This is a genomic window from Streptomyces antarcticus, assembly GCF_026627255.1.
Taxonomy (GTDB): Bacteria; Actinomycetota; Actinomycetes; order Streptomycetales; family Streptomycetaceae; genus Streptomyces; species Streptomyces antarcticus.
In genome coordinates, this window is record NZ_JAPNLM010000001.1 from 327132 (window position 1) to 347357 (window position 20226).

At 72.1% G+C, this 20226-nt stretch carries 12 protein-coding genes; 8 read left to right on the top strand and 4 right to left on the bottom strand.

Annotated elements, in window-relative coordinates:
- Positions 1 to 105: 105 nt before the first annotated feature.
- Entirely contained in the window at positions 106 to 2373 is a 2268-nt protein-coding gene (locus OTB16_RS01480) for a M4 family metallopeptidase (RefSeq protein ID WP_267717759.1), read from the top strand.
- Between the two features lie 306 nt (positions 2374 to 2679).
- Entirely contained in the window at positions 2680 to 3717 is a 1038-nt protein-coding gene (locus tag OTB16_RS01485; protein WP_267717760.1) for an Lrp/AsnC family transcriptional regulator, read from the top strand.
- A gap of 36 nt (positions 3718 to 3753) precedes the next feature.
- Here the strand turns inward: OTB16_RS01485 and glgP are convergent, their stop codons facing one another.
- Positions 3754 to 6390: an alpha-glucan family phosphorylase gene (gene glgP, locus OTB16_RS01490; protein WP_267717761.1), complete on the bottom strand. Its 2637-nt coding sequence runs from the start codon at positions 6388 to 6390 to the stop codon at positions 3754 to 3756.
- A gap of 842 nt (positions 6391 to 7232) precedes the next feature.
- Between glgP and OTB16_RS01495 the strand changes: the two genes are divergently transcribed.
- The 4 genes from OTB16_RS01495 to glgB all read left to right on the top strand — a co-directional run bounded on the left by OTB16_RS01495 (position 7233) and on the right by glgB (position 14850).
- Complete coding sequence (locus tag OTB16_RS01495; RefSeq protein WP_267717762.1) at positions 7233 to 9227, top strand: alpha-1,4-glucan--maltose-1-phosphate maltosyltransferase; 1995 nt, start codon at positions 7233 to 7235, stop codon at positions 9225 to 9227.
- On the top strand, positions 9224 to 10945 hold the full coding sequence (gene treS / locus OTB16_RS01500) for a maltose alpha-D-glucosyltransferase (RefSeq protein WP_267717763.1): 1722 nt from the start codon (positions 9224 to 9226) through the stop codon (positions 10943 to 10945). Before OTB16_RS01495 ends, treS begins: the two co-directional genes overlap by 4 nt.
- Before the next feature lie 174 nt (positions 10946 to 11119).
- Positions 11120 to 12565, top strand: coding sequence for a maltokinase N-terminal cap-like domain-containing protein (locus OTB16_RS01505; protein ID WP_267717764.1), 1446 nt, complete (start codon positions 11120 to 11122; stop codon positions 12563 to 12565).
- Entirely contained in the window at positions 12562 to 14850 is a 2289-nt protein-coding gene (glgB, locus tag OTB16_RS01510; RefSeq protein WP_267717765.1) for a 1,4-alpha-glucan branching enzyme, read from the top strand. Before OTB16_RS01505 ends, glgB begins: the two co-directional genes overlap by 4 nt.
- Here the strand turns inward: glgB and OTB16_RS01515 are convergent.
- Positions 14840 to 15196 (bottom strand): thioredoxin family protein, encoded by a 357-nt coding sequence (locus tag OTB16_RS01515; protein WP_269287370.1) that lies wholly within the window; start codon positions 15194 to 15196, stop codon positions 14840 to 14842. The two genes, glgB and OTB16_RS01515, sit on opposite strands and share 11 nt — an antisense overlap.
- A gap of 29 nt (positions 15197 to 15225) precedes the next feature.
- A complete protein-coding gene (locus OTB16_RS01520) occupies positions 15226 to 15648 on the bottom strand; it encodes a MerR family transcriptional regulator (RefSeq protein WP_267717766.1) in 423 nt (140 codons plus the stop codon).
- A 238-nt stretch (positions 15649 to 15886) separates the two neighbouring features.
- On the opposite strand from OTB16_RS01520, the gene OTB16_RS01525 reads away from it, so the two are divergent.
- Positions 15887 to 16579 carry an XRE family transcriptional regulator gene (locus tag OTB16_RS01525; RefSeq protein WP_267717767.1) on the top strand — a complete coding sequence of 231 codons (693 nt, stop codon included), beginning with the start codon at positions 15887 to 15889 and terminating at the stop codon, positions 16577 to 16579.
- Between the two features lie 142 nt (positions 16580 to 16721).
- Here the strand turns inward: OTB16_RS01525 and OTB16_RS01530 are convergent, their stop codons facing one another.
- Complete coding sequence (locus tag OTB16_RS01530) at positions 16722 to 17747, bottom strand: ATP-dependent 6-phosphofructokinase (RefSeq protein WP_267717768.1); 1026 nt, start codon at positions 17745 to 17747, stop codon at positions 16722 to 16724.
- 377 nt (positions 17748 to 18124) lie between these two features.
- On the opposite strand from OTB16_RS01530, the gene pta reads away from it, so the two are divergent.
- A complete protein-coding gene (pta, locus tag OTB16_RS01535) occupies positions 18125 to 20209 on the top strand; it encodes a phosphate acetyltransferase (RefSeq protein ID WP_267717769.1) in 2085 nt (694 codons plus the stop codon).
- The last annotated feature ends 17 nt before the right edge of the window (positions 20210 to 20226 follow it).

Here is a 20226-nt window from a genome sequence, read left to right on the forward strand (position 1 = left end):
ATCACGTCCTGTAAGTGACACTCTTCGACCGTTCATCGCACCAGCCCTGATCTGCCCGGAGGCCCACCCAGCCGTCCGGAACCCCCCTTGCAGAAGGAGTCTGCGTTGAGGTCCACCCCCCAGAGGCGTGCCACAGCGGCCGGCGCGCTCGTAGCCGCGGCAGCCCTGCTCGCCGTCGGTATACAGACCGGCACCGCCACCGCCGACGCCACCGCGTCGCAGGCACGTACGGCCGCCCAGCCCAACCCGGGCGCGGCGAACGTCAAACTCAGCGCTTCGGAGCGTGCGACGCTCCTCGCCGAGGCCAACTCCACCACCGCGCAGGCCGCCAGGGCCCTCGGCCTCGGCAGCGGCGAGAAGCTGGTCGTCCGCGACGTCGTCAAGGACGCGGACGGAACCACGCACACCTCGTACGAGCGCACCTACGACGGCCTTCCGGTGCTCGGCGGTGACCTCACCGTCCACGCCAAGGGCGGCGTCACCCAGAGCGTGACCAAGGCGACCAACCACGAGATCAAGGTCGCGGACACCACCGCCACGGTCACCCCGGCCGCCGCCGAGGGCCAGGCGGTCGCCGCCGCCAACGCCGAGGGCTCCAAGGAGGCCAAGGCCTCCAAGGGCGCCCGCAAGGTGATCTGGGCGGCCGAGGGCGTTCCGGTCCTCGCCTTCGAGACGGTCGTCGGCGGCCTCCAGCACGACGGGACGCCGAACGAGCTGCACGTGGTGACCAACGCCAGGACCGGCGCCAAGATCACCGAGTGGCAGGCCGTCGAGACCGGCACCGGAAACACCATGTACAGCGGCCAGGTGACGCTCGGGACCACGCAGTCGGGCAGCACGTACAACCTGACCGACGCGGCCCGCGGCAACCACAAGACGTACAACCTCAACCGGGGCTCCTCGGGCACCGGCACGCTCTTCTCCGGCCCGGACGACGTCTGGGGCAACGGGCTGCCGGCCAACCTGGAGACGGCCGCCGCCGACGCCCACTACGGCGCCGCGGTGACGTGGGACTACTTCAAGAACGTGCACGGCCGCAACGGCCTGCGCAACGACGGCGTGGCCCCGTACACCCGGGTCCACTACGGCAACAACTACGTGAACGCCTTCTGGCAGGACTCCTGCTTCTGCATGACGTACGGCGACGGTGACGGCAACGCCAAGCCGCTCACCTCCACCGACGTGGCCGCGCACGAGATGACGCACGGGCTGACCTCGGTCACCGGCAACATGACCTACAGCGGCGAGCCCGGCGGCCTCAACGAGGCGACCTCCGACATCATGGCGGCGGCCGTCGAGTTCTACGCCAACAACCCGCAGGACCTCGGCGACTACAACGTCGGCGAGAAGATCGACATCCGCGGCAACGGCACCCCGCTGCGCTACATGGACAAGCCGAGCAAGGATGGCTCGTCCAAGGACGCGTGGTACTCGGGCATCGGCTCCATCGACGTCCACTACTCCTCGGGTCCGGCGAACCACTGGTACTACCTGGCCTCCGAGGGCTCGGGCGCCAAGGTCGTCAACGGCGTGAGCTACGACTCGCCGACCTCCGACGGCCTGCCGGTCACCGCGATCGGCCGGGACGCCGCCTCGAAGATCTGGTTCCGCGCCCTGACGGTCGGCTACTTCAAGTCGAACACCAACTACGCGGACGCCCGCGTCCAGACCCTGAAGGCCGCGGCCGACCTGTACGGCCAGGGCTCGACCATCTACAACAACGTGGCCAACGCCTGGGCCGGCGTCAACGTCGGTCCCCGGATCGTCTCCGGCGTCACCGTCAGCCCGATCGCCAACCAGAACACCCAGGTGGGTGGCGCGGCGAGCCTGCAGGTCCAGGCCACCAGCACCAACCCGGGCGCGCTGAGCTACGCGGCGAGCGGCCTGCCGGCCGGTCTGTCGATCAACTCCTCCACCGGCCTGATCTCGGGCACGGCCACCACCGCGGGCACGTCCAACGTGACCGTCACGGTGACCGACTCGGCGAGCAAGACGGGTACGGCGTCCTTCACCTGGACCGTCGGAACCAGCCAGCCGAGCGTCTTCGAGAACACGACCGACTACGCCATCGCCGACAACGCGACGGTCGAGTCCCCGATCACCGTGAACCGCACGGGCAACGCCCCGAGCACGCTCAAGGTGGACGTGAACATCCTGCACACCTACGTCGGTGACCTGAAGGTCGACCTCGTCGCCCCGGACGGCACCCTCTACAACCTGCGCAACCGCACCGGCGGCAGCGCGGACAACATCGTCCAGTCCTTCACCGTGAACGCCTCCTCCGAGGTCGCCAGCGGTGTCTGGAAGCTGCGGGTCGCCGACCTGGCCAGCGCGGACGTCGGCAAGATCGACAGCTGGAAGCTCACCTTCTGACCCCTCCGGGGCCGGACACCACGAGCTGAACGGCGCGAGCCGAACCGTTAGACACGGGGCCGCCCGGGAGGAAACCTCCCCGGGCGGCCCTGTCCCATTCGCCCCGGCCGCCACGGGACCTGCTGCCCTGGCGGCCGGGACCTTCGGCGCCGTGCGCGCGGCCGCGGCGGGGGGTGTGGGGGTGGCGGCGGGCCTCGGATCGGTCCGGCGACCCCCTCAAGGTCTCAGCGCACCGGCCACGCCCCTCAACCAGCACGCTTCCACTGCCGGATTCCGGTGGCCGGGGCGTCTGGAATGATGGAAACCATGCATTCGACGTCGGCCCCGACCCCGCCTCCGGCCCCGCACGGCGGCCCGCTGGACGCGCTCGACCGCGCCCTCGTCCAGGCCCTGACGCTCGACGGCCGGGCCTCCTTCGCGCGGCTCGCGGAGGTTCTGGAGGTCTCCGACCAGACCGTCGTGCGCCGCTACCGCAGGCTGCGCACGACCGGCCTGGTGCGCGTGGTCGCCCTGCCGCTGGGCCGCCGGGTCGGCCTGTTCGAGTCCTGGCTGCGCGTCCAGTGCGCCCCGGACGCGGCGCTCCCGGTGGCGGAGGCCCTGGCCCGCCGCCCGGACATCGCGTGGGTGACCCTGAACTCGGGCGGTACGGAGATCCAGTGCATGACCCGCGCGCGCACCCGCCAGGAACGGGACACCCTGCTGCTGGAGAAGCTGCCGCGCACCCGCCGGGTGACCGGCATCGCCGCCCACACCATCCTGCGGAAGTTCTTCGGCGGGCCGGAGGCGTGGGCCGGCCTGGACGTACTGCGCCCGGACCAGATCGCCGCCCTGGAGCGGCCGCCGGTGGAGCCCGGCCCGGAGCGGTACGCCCTGGACGAGACGGAACTCGCCCTGCTGTCGGTGCTCGGCCAGGACGGCCGCGCCGGATATCCGGAGCTGGCCCGCGCCACCGGCCTCTCGGAGTCCACCGCCCGCCGCCGGCTGGAGCGGCTGCGGGAGGCGGGGGCGGTCTTCTTCGACGTGGAGATCGTCCCGGCGCACCTCGGCTACGAGGCGGAGGCCACCCTGGTCCTGACGGTCCCGCCGGCCCGGCTGGCGGAAGTGGGGGCCGCGATCGGCGGCCATCCGGAGGTGCCATTCGCGGCGGCGGTGACCGGGGCCGCCTCCCTGATGGCGGTGGTGGTGTGCCGGGACACCGACGCCCTCTACACGTACCTCACGGAGCGGATCGGCGCGGTGCCCGGCATCCAGCAGGTCGAGCTGATCCCGACCCTGCGCACCATCAAGCGGGCCGGGATGCTCGTGGAGGACGGGCGGCTGGTCGACCCGCCGCCCGCCCCCTGAACCCGCCGGCCCCCCGGGGGAGCCGGCGGGGCCGGGTCAGCGCAGCAGTACGCCACCCCCCGCGTCGGTGTCCACCGGTCCGGCGACCAGGCCCAGTTCGGCCGGGACGGCCAGCAGCGGGTGCGTGGGCAGGATCCGCACGGTGTAGCCGAAGGGCCCCGTACGGTCGAGGGCGAGCGGGCCCTCGTACACCCAGCGGCCGTCCAGGTCGGGGCCACCGGCCGGCTTGAGCGGGAAGGCGCGCCCGTCTCGGATCACGTCCTGCGGGTCCACCCGCCCGGCGACGGCCTGCACCTCCACGTCCTCGGGCGTCAGCGCGTCCAGCGCCACCCGCACGCGCAGGGTGAGCGTGGCGCCGAGTTCGGCGGTCCCGTTCACGGGGGCCGCGGCCACGGCCTCCACGTGCTCGACGGCCACCCGCGGCCAGGCCGCCCGGGCCCGCCCCTTCCACCAGGCGAGGTCCCGCGCCGCGTCCGGGGTCAGCGCCCGGTGGGCGAGCGCGGCCGGCGCGTACAGCCGCTCCACGTACTCCCGTACCATCCGGCCCGCCAGCACCTTCGGCCCGAGCGAGACCAGCGTGCGGCGGACCATCTCGATCCAGCGCACCGGGAGCCCGCCGCGCCCGACCCTGTCGTAGAACCGGGGCGCGACCCGGCCCTCGATCAAGTCGTAGAGGGCATTGGCCTCCAGGTGGTCGCGCCGGTCCTCGTCCGCGCCGAGGCCGTCGGCGGTCGGGATGGCCCAGCCGAAGTCCGGCTCGAACCACTCGTCCCACCAGCCGTCCAGGACGGACAGGTTGAGGCAGCCGTTCAGCGCGGCCTTCATCCCGCTCGTGCCGCAGGCCTCCAGCGGCCGGAGCGGGTTGTTGAGCCACACGTCGCAGCCCGGGTAGAGCTTCTGCGCCATGGCCATGCCGTAGTCGGGCAGGAACACGATCCGGTGGCGCACCCGCGGGTCGTCGGAGAACCGCACCAGATCCTGGACCAGGCGCTTCCCGCCGTCGTCGGCCGGGTGCGCCTTGCCCGCGACGACGATCTGCACGGGCCGGTCCGGGTCCAGCAGCAGCCTGCGCAGCCGGTCCGGGTCGCGCAGCATCAGCGTCAGGCGCTTGTACGAGGGCACGCGCCGGGCGAAGCCGATGGTGAGCACGTCCGGGTCGAGCACGGAGTCCACCCAGCCCAGCTCGGCCTCGGCCGCACCGCGCTGGAGCCAGGAGGCCCGCAGCCGGTCGCGCACCTCCTGGACCAGCTGTTCGCGCAGCACCCGGCGGAGGTCCCACACGTCCTGGTCGGGGATGTCGGCGACGGCGTCCCAGCGGGCCGAGCCGCCGACGGACAGGGCGTCCTCCGTGCGGCCGGCGCCGATCTGGCGGGCACCGAGGCGGACCACCTCGGGGGCCACCCAGGTCGGGGCGTGCACCCCGTTCGTGACCGAGGTGATGGGGACGTCGGCCGGGTCGAATCCGGGCCACAGGCCGGCGAACATCCCCCGGCTGACCGCGCCGTGCAGGGTGGACACCCCGTTGGCCCGCTGGGCCAGGCGCAGCCCCATGACCGCCATGTTGAACACCCCGGGGTCGCCGCCGGGGTACGACTCGGCGCCCAGTTCCAGGATCCGCTCGACGGGTACGCCGGGCAGTTCCCCGCCGTCCCCGAAGTGCCGGGCGACCAGGCCCCGCTCGAAGCGGTCGATGCCCGCGGGGACGGGGGTGTGGGTGGTGAACACCGTCCCGGCGCGCACCGCCTCGACGGCGGCGTCGAAGCCGAGGCCCTGCTCGCGCTCCAGTTCCCTTATGCGTTCGAGCCCGAGGAAGCCCGCGTGGCCCTCGTTGGTGTGGAAGACCTCGGGGTCGGGGTGGCCGCTGATCGCGCAGTAGGCGCGCACCGCGCGCACGCCGCCGATGCCGAGCAGCATCTCCTGGAGCAGGCGGTGGTCGCTGCCGCCGCCGTAGAGCCGGTCGGTCACCTCGCGGGCCGCCACGTCGTTGTCCTCGACGTCGGAGTCGAGGAGCAGCAGCGGTACGCGGCCGACTCGGGCCTGCCAGATGTGCGCGTGCAGGGCGCGGCCGCCGGGGAGGGTCAGCGAGACCCGGGCCGGGGCGCCGTCCTCCTGGCGCAGCAGGTCGAGGGGGAGCTCGTTGGGGTCGAGTACGGGGTAGTGCTCCTGCTGCCAGCCGTCGCGGGAGAGGGACTGGCGGAAGTAGCCGTGGCGGTAGAGCAGTCCCACGCCGATGAGCGGGACGCCGAGGTCACTGGCGGCCTTGAGGTGGTCCCCGGCGAGGATGCCGAGGCCGCCGGAGTACTGGGGCAGGGCGGCGGTGATCCCGAACTCGGGGGAGAAGTAGGCGATCCCGGCGGGCAGACCGCCCGCGGCCTCCTGCCCCTGGTACCACCTCCCGCCGTTGACGTAGTCGTCGAGGTCGGCGGCGGCGACGGCGAGGCGCCGCAGGAACCGGCGGTCGGCCGCCAGTTCCGCGAGCCGGGCCGCTGAGACGGCGCCGAGCAGCCGGACGGGGTCGCCGCCGGCGGCCTGCCAGCCCTCGGGGTCGACGGATTGGAAGAGTTCGCGGGTCTCGGCATGCCACGACCAGCGCAGGTTGCGCGCGAGGTCGGTGAGCGGCAGCAGGGTCTCCGGGAGGACGGGGCGCACGGTGAACCGACGGATAGCCTTCACACGTTCCACCTTCGCAGGGGATTGCGGATCGGAGCGGCCGCACCACGCTGTGCACCCGCGCATCACCCCGGGAAGGCTAGCGACCCGAACGTCTCCCGGCCATGCCGCCTCGGCCCCACCGCCTCCGGCCCCCGTACGGGCGTCCCCGGGGGCCGTAGCGGCGTGGTCGCGGACCAGGACCGGGGCGAGGCGCCGGCGGGGAGGGCCCGGCGGTGCGCGGAGGTGACTTCCGTCGGGGACGAATGCGCGGTCCCCGACGGGGAAACCGAAAGGGAGACCAGGGCATCGTCGCGGCAGTACGGACGGTCACCCGGCACGCAGGCCTCGCAGGCCACCTCCGCGACCGACGCCCACGCCCGCCGCACGCGCAGCTCATGGCACTCGGGTCGGGGAGGAGGGCAGCCACGATGCCGCCCACGAGACCGGCGATCACCGTACCGTCACCCCGCCCGCGTCCGAGACGTGCGGGACGGGCGAGACGGGTCTGACGGATGGTTCCGCACCGTACACCGCCGCTCCTCACCCTGCCTGACGGGGCATCGGCGGACGCCGGTCCGGGGCAGCACGCCCCCGTGTCCCTACGTACGAGTAGTTAACCAGCGACCCGGGTTGGGCGGGGTGAGAGTGGGAAGGGCTCCCCGGGTACGTGTGGTACCCGCACGGCGCACCCGCCCCCAACCTCTCCCGCCACCCGAGTGAACGCGGACAGGAGCGGCCATGCCCGCAGCCCAGCCGTCTTCCGAGCGGCTAGAAACAGAGCGAACAGAGCGTGCACTACCAGCCGTGATACCGGCTGGCCTGTTGTCACCAAGCCCTGCGAACTGCCCCCAGGTGATCCCATCATGATCGGTCGCATTCCCGTGCTGGACGTCCGCCCCGCCGTCGACTGCGGCGCCAGACCCGCCAAGGCGGTGGTGGACGAGGTCTTCGAGATCTCGGCCACCGTGTTCCGCGAGGGACACGACGCCGTGGCAGCCCACGTCGTCCTCAGAGATCCGAGCGGGCGGCTCCGGCCCCCCGTGCCCCTGCGCGAGCTCGCCCCCGGTACCGACCGGTGGGGGGCCCGGGTGTCCGCCGAGGTCGAAGGGAGGTGGACGTACACCGTCGAGGCGTGGAGCGACCCGGTGGCCACCTGGCGGGCCCACGCGGCGATCAAGATCCCCGCCGGGATCGACACCGGGCTGGTGCTGCTGGAGGGCGCCGAGCTGCTCGCCCGGGCCGGCGCCAAGATGCCCAAGCGGGACGGCCGCCTGGCCGTGCTGGCCGCCGCCGACGTCCTGCGGGACGAGGACCGGCCCGCCGCCGAGCGGTACGCGGCCGCCCTCGACCCCGCCGTGGACGCCGCGCTCGCGAAGCGCCCGTACCGCGAGCTGGTGACCGCCGCGAAGCCGCTCGCCCTGCTGGTCGAGCGCAAGCGGGCCCTCTTCGGCTCCTGGTACGAGCTGTTCCCCCGCTCGGAGGGGGCCGTGCTCGAACCGGGCGCCGCTCCGGTCAGCGGGACCTTCCGCACGGCCGCCGAGCGGCTGCCGGCGGTCGCCGCGATGGGCTTCGACGTGGTGTACCTGCCGCCGATCCACCCGATCGGGTCCACATACCGCAAGGGCCCGAACAACACGCTGTCCGCGGGGAGTTGGGATCCGGGCGTGCCGTGGGCGATCGGCTCCACGGAGGGCGGGCACGACGCCGTCCACCCCGACCTGGGCACCATGGAGGACTTCGACGCCTTCGTCGCGCGCGCCCGCGAGCTGGACCTGGAGATCGCGCTGGACTTCGCCCTCCAGTGCTCCCCCGACCACCCCTGGGTGGAGAAGCACCCGGAGTGGTTCCGCCACCGCGCCGACGGGACGATCGCCTACGCCGAGAACCCGCCGAAGAAGTACCAGGACATCTATCCGGTCCACTTCGACACGGACATGGCCGGCATCGTCCGGGAGACGGTACGGATCCTGCGGCACTGGATGGAGCACGGCGTCCGGATCTTCCGGGTCGACAACCCGCACACCAAGCCTGTCGTCTTCTGGCAGAAGGTGATCGCGGACATCAACAAGTCGGACCCGGATGTGATCTTTCTTGCCGAGGCCTTCACCCGCCCGGCGATGATGCGCGCGCTCGCGGCGGTCGGCTTCCAGCAGTCGTACACGTACTTCACCTGGCGCAACACCAAGGCCGAACTCACCGAGTACCTGACCGAGCTGTCGGGGACCCGGTCGGCCTCCGTCATGCGGCCGAATTTCTTCGTCAACACCCCCGACATCCTCCACGAGTACCTTCAGCACGGCGGCCGCCCGGCCTTCGAGGTGCGGGCCGTCCTCGCCGCCACCCTCTCCCCCGCCTGGGGCGTCTACGCCGGTTACGAGCTCTGCGAGGGCACCCCGGTGCGGGCGGGCAGCGAGGAGTACCTGAACTCCGAGAAGTACGAGTTCCGGCCACGCGACTGGGCGGCCGCGGACCGCGACGGCACCACCATCGCCCCGCTGATCACCGCGCTGAACCGGCTCCGCCGGCGCAACCCCGCACTCCAGCAGCTGCGCGACATCCACTTCCATTCGACCGACAACGAACAGGTGATCGCCTATTCGAAGCACGCGGGAGCCAATTCCGTACTGGTGGTCGTCAACCTCGATCCGCACCACACCCAGGAGGCGACGGTCTCGTTGGACATGCCGGTACTCGGCCTCGACTGGCACGGGTCCCTCGCTGTGCGCGACGAGCTCACCGGCGAGACCTATCACTGGGGCAGGGCGAACTACGTGCGCCTAGAGCCGGGCCGTACGCCCGCGCACGTGCTGGCCGCTCTGCGACCGTCCCCGCCCACCGGAGGGTCACCCACCACATGATGATCAACGATCCCGTCCACGACACCTTCGAGGACACCCCCGCCAAGGACCGCGATCCCGACTGGTTCAAACGGGCGGTCTTCTACGAAGTCCTCGTCCGCTCCTTCCACGACACCAACGGCGACGGCGTGGGAGACCTCAAGGGGCTCACCGCCAAGCTGGACTACCTCCAGTGGCTCGGCGTCGACTGCCTCTGGCTCCCGCCGTTCTTCGCCTCACCCCTCCGCGACGGAGGCTACGACGTCTCCGACTACACCTCGGTGCTCCCCGAATTCGGCGACCTCGCCGACTTCGTGGAGTTCGTGGACGCCGCGCACCAGCGCGGCATGCGGGTGATCATCGACTTCGTCATGAACCACACGAGCGACCAGCACGAGTGGTTCCAGCAGTCCCGCAAGGACCCGGAGGGTCCGTACGGCGACTACTACATGTGGGCCGACAACGACAAGCAGTACCAGGACGCCCGCATCATCTTCGTCGACACCGAGTCCTCGAACTGGACGTACGACCCCGTACGCAAGCAGTACTACTGGCACCGCTTCTTCTCGCACCAGCCGGACCTCAACTACGAGAACCCGGCCGTGGTCGAGGAGATCGTCTCGGCACTCCGGTTCTGGCTGGACCTCGGCATCGACGGCTTCCGCCTCGACGCCGTGCCCTACCTGTACGCCGAGGAGGGCACCAACTGCGAGAACCTGCCGCGCACCCACACCCTCCTCAAGCGGGTCCGCGCCGAGATCGACGCGCACTACCCGGACACCGTGCTGCTCGCCGAGGCCAACCAGTGGCCCGAGGACGTCGTCGACTACTTCGGCGACTTCTCCAAGGGCGGGGACGAGTGCCACATGGCGTTCCACTTCCCCGTCATGCCGCGCATCTTCATGGCCGTGCGCAGGGAGTCCCGCTACCCGGTCTCCGAAATCCTGGCCAAGACCCCGGCGATCCCGGAGCGCTGCCAGTGGGGCATCTTCCTGCGCAACCACGACGAGCTCACCCTCGAAATGGTCACGGACGAAGAGCGCGACTACATGTACGCCGAGTACGCCAAGGACCCGCGGATGCGGGCCAACATCGGCATCCGGCGCCGGCTCGCCCCGCTCCTGGACAACGACCGCAACCAGATGGAGCTGTTCACCGCCCTGCTCCTGTCGCTGCCGGGCTCGCCGGTGCTGTACTACGGCGACGAGATCGGCATGGGCGACAACATCTGGCTCGGCGACCGCGACGGCGTGCGCACGCCCATGCAGTGGACCCCGGACCGGAACGCCGGTTTCTCCTCCTGCGATCCGGGCAGGCTGAACCTGCCGGTCATCATGGACCCGGTCCACGGGTACCAGGTCACCAACGTCGAGGCGGCCATGGCATCGCCCTCGTCGCTGTTGCACTGGACCCGCCGGATGATCGAAGTCCGCAAGGCAAACCCCGCCTTCGGACTGGGCTCGTACACGGAACTGCCGTCGTCGAACCCGGCGGTACTGGCATTCCTCCGTGAACACGGGGACGACCTGGTGCTGTGCGTGCACAACTTCTCGCGCTTCGCGCAGCCCACCGAACTGGATCTGCGGTCGTTCAACGGGCGGGTCCCGGTGGAGCTCACGGGTGACGTGCGCTTCCCGCCGATCGGCGAATGGCCGTACCTGCTGACCCTGGCGGGACACGGCTTCTACTGGTTCCGCCTGCGGAACGAGACGCGCACCGAGCTGCGCGCCGAGCAGTAGCCGGACAGAGGCGAACCGAGCCCGAGAACGGGGCGGGCGGCACGCGAATGGGTCAATCGCCCGCCCCTGTAAGGATCATCCTGACCCGACACTCGCACATACGGGAGAAGCAACTGCCGCACATCCGGGACACTCTGCGCATTCTGTGACGGCCCGGGGAAAGGACGCGACGCCATGTCGGAGGCAGCATCCGCCCGGAGTCGGCTGACGGCCGACCGGGCCGCCGGTATCGGCCCGCTGGAACCCATGCTGAGGGCCTGGCTGCCCGCGCAGCGCTGGTTCGCGGGCAAGGGCCGGTCCATCACCAGGCTCAGGGCCGTATCGGCCGCCGAGCTGCTCCCCCCGGGGTCCGCCCCCGGGCTGCTGCACCTGCTCCTCGACGTGGACGGGGACTGCTACCAACTGCTGCTGGGCGTGCGCCCGTCCCTGCCGCCCGCTCTCGCGCCCGCGCTCATCGGCCACGCCGAGGAGGGCCCGTACGCGGGCAGGGCGGTCTACGAGGCGCTGGGCGATCCCCGGCTCGCCTCCATGCTGCTGGAACGATTGCGCTCTCCCGGCGCGCTCGGCCCGCTCCGCTTCGACCGGGACCCGGACGCGCCGATCCCGGCCGGGCTGATGCCCCGTCCGCTCTCCGGCGAGCAGACCAACTCCTCGCTGATTTACGGGGATTCGTACATCCTGAAGGTGTTCCGACGGGTAGGCCCCGGGGTCAATCCGGACCTGGAGCTGCCCAGAGCGCTGGCCGCCGCCGGCTGTGCCCGGGTCCCGGCGCCGGTCGCCTGGTACGAGGCCGAGCTGCCCGGCAGCGAGCCGCTGACCCTGGGCGTCTTGCAGCCGTACCTGCGCGGCTCCGACGACGGCTGGCAGCTCGCGCTGCGCAGGCTCGGCGCGGGAGCCGACTTCACCGCCGAGGCGCACGCGCTCGGCCGGGCCACCGCCGAGGTGCACAGCGCGCTCGCGTCGGCCCTGCCCACCGTCGCGCTCGGCCCTGAGCAGACCGCCCGGCTGGCCGCCGGGATGACGGCGCGGCTGGCCGCCACCGCCCGGGAGGTGCCCGCGCTGCGGACCTTCGAGGCGGGGCTGCGGGGCGCCTTCGACGCCCTCGCCGCCTCCCGCGGGGCAGGCGTCTCGGCCCAGCGGATCCACGGGGACCTCCACCTGGGGCAGACCCTGCGCACCCTCGACGGCTCGTGGTCGTTGATCGACTTCGAGGGCGAGCCGGCCCGGCCGCTGGCCGACCGGCGCCGTCCCGAACCGGCGGTGCGCGACATCGCCGGGATACTGCGCTCCTTCGACTACGCCGCCCGCTCGCACCGGCCGTTCGCCCCCGCGTGGGCGGACGACTGCCGGGCCGCCTTCTGCGAGGGCTACGCCCGCACCACCGGCCGCGACCCCCGGGAGGACCCGGTGCTGCTGCGGGCGTACGAGACCGACAAGGCGGTGTACGAGGCCCGCTACGAGTTCCGGCACCGCCCCGACTGGCTGCACGTCCCGATGGCCGCGATCCGGCGGCTCTCGGAACCCGTCCGCCCCGCCCACCGCGTGCCGCCCACCCCGGCCGCACCGGGCTCCCTCTCCCCGCACCCCCATCAGAAGCCCCCGAGGAGGCCGCTCGCGTGAGCGCCGCACGACAGCCGTCACCGACCGTCCGCGACGAATCCGGGGCCTCCAACCCGGCCGCGAGAAAGCCCCGCACCCCCCGCGCCCGACGGGCCGCCCCCGCGCACGGGGTCCGGTCGGCGCCCGCGCTGGGCGCCGGGGACCGGGCCCGGCTGCTGGAGGGCCGCCACCACGACCCGCACGGGGTGCTGGGCGCCCGCCCGCAGCGCGGCGGCGTCTCCTTCAGGGTGCTGCGCCCGTACGCCAAGGCGGTCACGGTCGTCGCCAAGGGGCTGCGGGCGGAGCTCCACGACGACGGGGACGGGCTGTTCTCGGGGCTGCTGCCGCTCGCCGAGGTGCCGGACTACCGGCTGCTGGTGGCGTACGACGGCGACGAGATCGAGGTGCACGACCCGTACCGCTTCCTGCCGGCGCTGGGCGAGCTGGACCTGCACCTGATCGGCGAGGGCCGGCACGAGGAGCTCTGGACGGCGCTGGGCTCCCGGCCGATGGAGCACCAGGGGGTGGCCGGCACCCGCTTCACGGTGTGGGCGCCGAACGCCCAGGGCGTCCGCGTCGCCGGGGACTTCTCGTACTGGGACTCCGTCGCCTACCCGATGCGCTCGCTCGGCTCCACCGGTGTGTGGGAGCTGTTCCTGCCGGGCGTCGGCGCCGGGACGCTGTACAAGTACGACATCACGCGGCCCGACGGCAGCCACACCATGCGCGCCGACCCGATGGCCCGGGCCGCCGAGGTCCCGCCGGCCAACGCCTCCGTCGTCACGGTCTCGACGTACGAGTGGAACGACGCGGGGTGGATGGCCGGGCGCGGTGCGCGGCCGCCGCACCAGGCGCCGTTCTCGGTGTACGAGGTGCACCTGGCGTCCTGGCGGCCCGGGCTCTCCTACCGGCAGCTCGCGGAGCAGCTCCCCGCGTACGTGAAGGATCTCGGCTTCACCCACGTGGAGCTGATGCCGGTCGCCGAGCACCCCTTCGGCGGCTCGTGGGGCTACCAGGTCACCGGCTTCTACGCGCCGACCTCCCGGATGGGCTCGCCGGACGACTTCCGCTTCCTGGTGGACGCGCTGCACCAGGCCGGGATCGGAGTGATCGTCGACTGGGTGCCCGCGCACTTCCCGCGCGACGACTGGGCGCTCGCCGAGTTCGACGGCCGGCCCCTGTACGAGCACCACGACCCGCGGCGGGCCGCGCACCCGGACTGGGGGACGCTGGAGTTCGACTACGGCCGCAAGGAGGTCCGCAACTTCCTCGTCGCGAACGCCGTGTACTGGTGCGAGGAGTTCCACGTCGACGGACTGCGCGTGGACGCGGTGGCCTCGATGCTGTACCTCGACTACTCGCGCACCGAGGGCGAGTGGGCGCCCAACGAGCACGGCGGGCGGGAGAACCTCGACGCGGTGACGCTGCTCCAGGAGATGAACGCCACGGTGTACCGGCGCTGCCCGGGCGTGGTGACGATCGCGGAGGAGTCCACGGCCTGGGAGGGGGTGACACGGCCCACCGACGCGGGCGGGCTCGGCTTCGGGCTGAAGTGGAACATGGGCTGGATGAACGACACGCTGCGGTACATGTCGAAGGAGCCGGTGCACCGCAAGTACCACCACCACGACATGACCTTCGGGATGGTCTACGCGTTCAGCGAGAACTACGTCCTGCCGATCTCGCACGACGAGGTCGTGCACGGCAAGGCGTCGCTGGTGTCGAAGATGCCCGGCGAGGACTGGTGGCAGAAGCGGGCCGCGCACCGGGCGTACCTGGGGTTCATGTGGGCCCACCCGGGCAAGCAACTGCTCTTCATGGGGCAGGAGTTCGCCCAGGGCTCGGAGTGGTCGGAGGCGTACGGGCCGGACTGGTGGCTGCTGGACAGCTCCTACCCGGCGGCCGAGGACCACCAGGGGGTGCGCCGCCTGGTGGGCGACCTGAACCGCACGTACGCGGCGGCGCCCGCGCTGTGGGAGCGGGACAGCGTCCCGGAGGGCTTCGCCTGGGTGGATTCCGACGCCGCCGAGGACAACGTGTTCGCCTTCCTGCGGTACGCGCAGGACGGCTCGCAGCTGCTGGCGGTGTCGAACTTCTCCCCGGTGGTCCGGCACGGGTACCGGCTCGGGGTGCCGCAGGAGGTCCCGCTGTGGCGGGAGGTCCTCAACACCGACATGCAGCGCTACGGGGGCAGCGGCATCCACCACACGGCGCCGCTGCGCCCGGAGCCGGTGCCGGCCCAGGGGCGGGCGGCCAGCCTGCGGCTGACCCTGCCGCCGCTGGCCACGGTCTGGTTCAGGCCGTAGCGGCGGGGGCCCCGGCCAGGTGCTCCTCCAGCTCCATGAGCAGCTTGCGCTTGGCCCGGGCCCCGACCATCTGCCGTACGGGCTCGCCGTCCCGGAAGACGATCAGGGTCGGCATGGACAGCACTCCGTACCGCGTGACGGTCGCGGGGTTGGTGTCCGCGTCGACCTGCACCACCTTGAGCCGGTCCGCCTCCTCGGCCGCGATCGCGGAGAGCACGGGGGCGAGCTGACGGCAGGGGCCGCACCAGTCCGCCGTGAACTCCACGAGGACGGTCCTGCCCCGCTCGCCGAGCACCTGGGCGTCGAAGCCCGCGTCGGTCACCTGGTCCACGCCGTGAGCCCTCATGCCGGGTCCCCCGTTCCTGTCCGTCGTCGTCATCCGGTCATCTCGCAGCGCGGGGCCGGCGGCCCGTACGTCCCCGGCCCGCCCGGCTCGGGCCCGGCGGTGGCCCGGTCGGCCGTCGCCAGCTGGCGGGCCACCTGGTCCCGTACGCCGGTCAGCCGGCCGATCAGGGCGTCCAGCTCGGCGAGCTTGCGCCGGTAGACGGCGAGCGAGGCGGGGCAGGAGTCCCCGGCGGGGTGCCCGGCGCGCAGGCAGTCCACGAAGGGCCGCGTCTCCTCCAGCTCGAACCCGAAGTCCTGGAGGGTGCGGATCTCGCGCAGCAGCCGCAGGTCGTCCTCGTCGTAGGTGCGGTAGCCGTTGTCGGCCCGCCGGGCGGTCAGCAGCCCCCGGGATTCGTAGTACCGCAGGGTCCGGGTGCTGGTCCCGGCCCGCTCCGCCAGTTCGCCGATGCGCATGGGGCGACCGTATTCCTTGACGCCGACGTCAGGGCAAGGGCCGGGTCGCGGGGAGTCACGGGGGGTTGCGCCGGCGGGCTCTGGCTGAAACCTTGTGGTGGGAGTGGATCTTCCGCTGTACCGATTACCGGACAGTCGCTGAGAAACCCGACGAATGCCCCTAACTCCCTAGGATGTTCCTACGAGTTATGGGCTTGTTTGTTTGGTCTGTAGGCGCAGCGGCCTGGCCACTTCTACGGTGTGCCGTGTGCACTCCAGCCCACCTTTCAATGCCCCCGCCGCGCGTCGTCTCCGCGCGGCCCTGGGCATGGCGCCCGGCCACGTCGCCTATGGCCTGCGCGCCCAGTACGGACTGCTTGTCGCGCCCGAGACCGTGATGGCCTGGGAACGTGGCGAGATTTCGCCCACCTCCGCCGAGCTGACGGCTCTCGCCGGTGTCCTGTGGTGTTCCCCCGGGGAGCTGATCGCAGAGCCGGTCAGTCTTCGCGAACACCGGATATCCAGGGGGCTGGCCGCCGAGGAGCTGGCCCGGCGGGTCGGCCTGGAGGCGAGCGCGTACCAGAAGATGGAGGACGCCGGACGCTGGAAGGGCAACGAGCGCCAGTCCGCGGCCCTCGCGCTGGTGCTGGGGCTGACGCTGGCCCAGTTCGTGACGGCCACGGGCAAGGACGAGGAGCTCGCCGAGGTGCTGCGCAGCGCGGTCACCACGCGCTGGCAGGCGTACGTGAAACCGCTGTCGAAACTGCTGCCGATCCCCCGGCCCCACCTGGAGCGGGTACTGGAGCGGCTGTACGGGGACTACCAGTCCCGGATGGTGGCGACCCTGAGCTGGGGCGGCGCCGAGGGCTCGGCGGGGGCGGGCGACGCGGGCCGGGAGTTCCTGGCCGAGATCGTCGGGCGGTTCTGGGACCTCGCGGGGCGTGCGGCGTAGGACACATCCGGGCGGCCCCGGCCCTGCGGCGATCGGCCCCGGCCCGTCCCGGGAGGGAGCGGACCGGGGCCGTTCGGCCGCGCAAGAGGGGTCGGAGGTCCCGGACGGTCCCGCGCCGCGGGACAACGGGACCGGGCCGCGTCTAGAACACCGACTCGGCCTCGTACATCCGCTCCTCGGGCACGGTCTTCAGCTCGGTGACCGCGTGGGCCAGCGGGGCCATCACGATGTCCGTGCCGCGCAGGGCGGTCATGTTGCCGAACTCGCCGCGGTGGACGGCCTCCACCGCGTGCCAGCCGAAGCGGGTCGCGAGGACGCGGTCGTAGGCGGTGGGCGTGCCGCCGCGCTGGACGTGGCCGAGGATGACCGGGCGCGCCTCCTTGCCCAGGCGCCGCTCCAGCTCGACGGCGAGGCGGTTGCCGATGCCGGCGAAGCGCTCGTGGCCGTACTGGTCGATCGCCCCCTTCTCGTACGGCATGGAGCCCTCGGCCGGGTGCGCGCCCTCGGCGACGCAGATCACGGCGAACTTCTTCCCGCGGGCGAAGCGCTCCTCCACCATCTTCACCAGGGCGTCCACCTCGAAGTCGCGCTCCGGCAGACAGATGCCGTGGGCGCCGCCGGCCATGCCGGACTCCAGCGCGATCCAGCCGGCGTGGCGGCCCATGACCTCGACGACCATCACGCGCTGGTGCGACTCGGCGGTGGTCTTGAGGCGGTCGATGGCCTCCGTGGCGACCATGACGGCGGTGTCGAAGCCGAAGGTGCGGTCGGTGGAGGAGATGTCGTTGTCGATGGTCTTCGGTACGCCGACGACCGGCATCCCGGCGTCCGACAGCATCCGGGCGGCGGTCAGGGTGCCCTCGCCGCCGATCGGGATGAGGGCGTCGATGCCGTAGCGCGTGGCCAGTTCCTGCGCGTTCTCGGCGGCCTCGTGGAGGCGGGCGCGCTCCATGCGGGCCGAACCGAGGATCGTGCCGCCGCGGGCGAGGATGCCGCTGACGGCGTTGATGTCGAGGGGGCGGAAGTTGCCGTCGAGGAGGCCCTTGAAGCCGTCCTCGAAGCCGATGATCTCGTCCCCGTGCCCGACTGCGGCGCGGTGTACGACCGACCGGATGACAGCGTTGAGGCCCGGACAGTCGCCGCCCGCGGTGAGAACTCCGATACGCATCGTGCTGTGTCTCCTGCTCCTGGTCGTACCTGGCCTTCCGCGTGCGGGCGGACGGCCGTACATATGAAGGGCGTATTGATGAAGCGTGTCCGATTCTTCCACGTACCCGGGGTGCGGCGCGCTCTGTGCCACACCGGTCCGAGGGCCTTTCGACCCCTCTGGGCAGGCCCTTTTCCCGGCGGGCGTCCTATCCAGCCGCAGAGGTATCGTCAAGGGGGCAAGCCCTCACCAACCGGGTCAATCACGCCGTGGACCCGCTCGACCCGCTCGACCCGCTCGGCGGCCGCCGCGGTGGGGCGGTGCCCGCACCAGCATCCGCGTCCGCTCGCGCTCGCGCTTTCGGACGGACCAGCCACAGACATGGACGGAGAGCACGCGTGACGCGCAGCGTGTACGTGACCGGTATCGAGCGGGGGGACGGCCGCCAGGTCGTCGAGCTGGGGATCATGGAGCTGCTGACCCGGCAGACGGGCCGGGTCGGCGTGTACCGCCCCCTGCTCCATGACAGCCCCGACCGGCTCTTCGACCTCCTCAAGGCCCGGTACCGGATCGACCAGGACGCTTCGACGGCCTACGGCATGGAGTACCAGCAGGCCTCGGCCATCCTGGCCGAGAAGGGCACCGACGAGCTGGTGTCGCAGCTGGTGGACCGCTACCACCGGGTGGCCCGGGACTACGAGGTCATGCTGGTCCTCGGCACCGACTACGCCAACACCAACCTGCCCGACGAGCTCGCACTGAACGCCCGCCTCGCCAACGAGCTGGGCGCGGTCGTCGTCCCCGTCGTGGGCGGCACCAGGCACGCCGCCGAGGCCGTCCGCTCCGAGGCGCGCAACGCCTACCGCGCGTACGAGTCGCTGGGCTGCCACGTCGTCGCGATGATCGTCAACCGGGTGGCCGCCGAGGACCGCGAGCCGATCGCCGAGCGGCTGGCCGCCCGCCTCCCGGTCCCCTGCTACGTGCTGCCGGACGACAAGTCCCTGTCGGCCCCGACCGTCGCCCAGATCACCCGGGCGCTCGGCGGTGAGGTGCTCCTCGGTGACGAGGCCGGGCTGGCCCGCGACGCGCTGGACTTCGTCTTCGGCGGCGCCATGCTGCCGAACTTCCTGAACGCCCTGACGCCCGGCTGCCTGGTCGTCACCCCCGGGGACCGCTCCGACCTGGTCATCGGCGCCCTGGCCGCCCACACCTCGGGCACCCCGCCGATCGCCGGCGTACTGCTGACCCTGAACGAGCGCCCGGGCCCGGCCATCCTGACGCTGGCCTCCAAGCTCGCCCCGGGCACCCCGGTCGTCTCGGTCGCCGGGAACAGCTTCCCCACCGCGGCCGAACTCTTCTCGCTGCAGAGCCGGTTGAACTCGGCCACCCCGCGCAAGCTGGAGACCGCGCTCGGCCTCTTCGAGCGGCACGTGGACACCGCCGAGCTGCGCGACCTGCTGTCGGTGGCCCGCTCGGAGCGCGTCACCCCGATGATGTTCGAGCACGAGCTGCTGGAGCGGGCCCGCTCCGAGCGCCGCCGCGTGGTCCTTCCCGAGGGGACCGAGGAGCGCGTGCTGCGCGCCGCGGACGTGGTGCTGCGCCGGGGGGTCTGCGACCTGACCCTGCTGGGCGAGGAGCCGGTGATCCTGAAGAAGGCCGCCGACCTCGGCATCGACATCTCGGCCGCGCAGCTCATCGACCCGGCGAAGTCCCCGCTGCGGGAACGGTTCGCCGCCTATTACGCCCAGGCCCGCGCCCACAAGGGCATGACCGTCGAGCTCGCCCACGACGTGGTCACCGACGTGAACTACTTCGGCACCCTGATGGTGCAGGAGGGCCTGGCCGACGGCATGGTCTCCGGCTCGGTGCACTCCACTGCGGCGACCATCCGCCCGGCTTTCGAGATCATCAAGACAAAGCCGGAGGCGTCCATCGTCTCCTCGGTGTTCTTCATGTGCCTGGCCGACCGGGTCCTCGTCTACGGGGACTGCGCGGTCAACCCGGACCCCGACGCCGAGCAGCTCGCGGACATCGCCGTCCAGTCGGCCGCCACCGCCGCCGCCTTCGGCGTCGAGCCGCGGATCGCGATGCTGTCGTACTCGACCGGCACCTCGGGCTCGGGCGCGGACGTGGACAAGGTCCGCAAGGCCACCGAGCTCGTCCGGGCGCAGCGCCCGGACCTGGCCGTCGAGGGCCCGATCCAGTACGACGCGGCCGTGGAGCCCTCGGTCGCCGCGACCAAGCTGCCCGGGTCCGACGTGGCCGGGCGGGCGACCGTGCTGATCTTCCCCGACCTCAACACGGGGAACAACACGTACAAGGCCGTGCAGCGCTCGGCGGGCGCCGTCGCGGTCGGCCCCGTGCTCCAGGGTCTGCGCAAGCCGGTCAACGACCTCTCGCGCGGCGCGCTGGTGCAGGACATCGTCACCACCGTGGCCATCACCGCCATCCAGGCGCAGGGCGCGCCGGCGCCCACCGCCTGACCTCTCCCCCCTCCGTC

Excerpts from the sequence above, each read along its gene's own strand:
- OTB16_RS01520 (WP_267717766.1), bottom strand. The coding sequence starts at position 15,648 with ATGCGCATCGGCGAACTGGCGGAGCGGGCCGGGACCAGCACCCGGACC.
- OTB16_RS01505 (WP_267717764.1), top strand. The coding sequence starts at position 11,120 with ATGTCGGAGGCAGCATCCGCCCGGAGTCGGCTGACGGCCGACCGGGCC.
- OTB16_RS01495 (WP_267717762.1), top strand. The coding sequence starts at position 7,233 with ATGATCGGTCGCATTCCCGTGCTGGACGTCCGCCCCGCCGTCGACTGC.
- treS (WP_267717763.1), top strand. The coding sequence starts at position 9,224 with ATGATGATCAACGATCCCGTCCACGACACCTTCGAGGACACCCCCGCC.
- OTB16_RS01530 (WP_267717768.1), bottom strand. The coding sequence starts at position 17,747 with ATGCGTATCGGAGTTCTCACCGCGGGCGGCGACTGTCCGGGCCTCAAC.
- OTB16_RS01485 (WP_267717760.1), top strand. The coding sequence starts at position 2,680 with ATGCATTCGACGTCGGCCCCGACCCCGCCTCCGGCCCCGCACGGCGGC.
- OTB16_RS01515 (WP_269287370.1), bottom strand. The coding sequence starts at position 15,196 with ATGAGGGCTCACGGCGTGGACCAGGTGACCGACGCGGGCTTCGACGCC.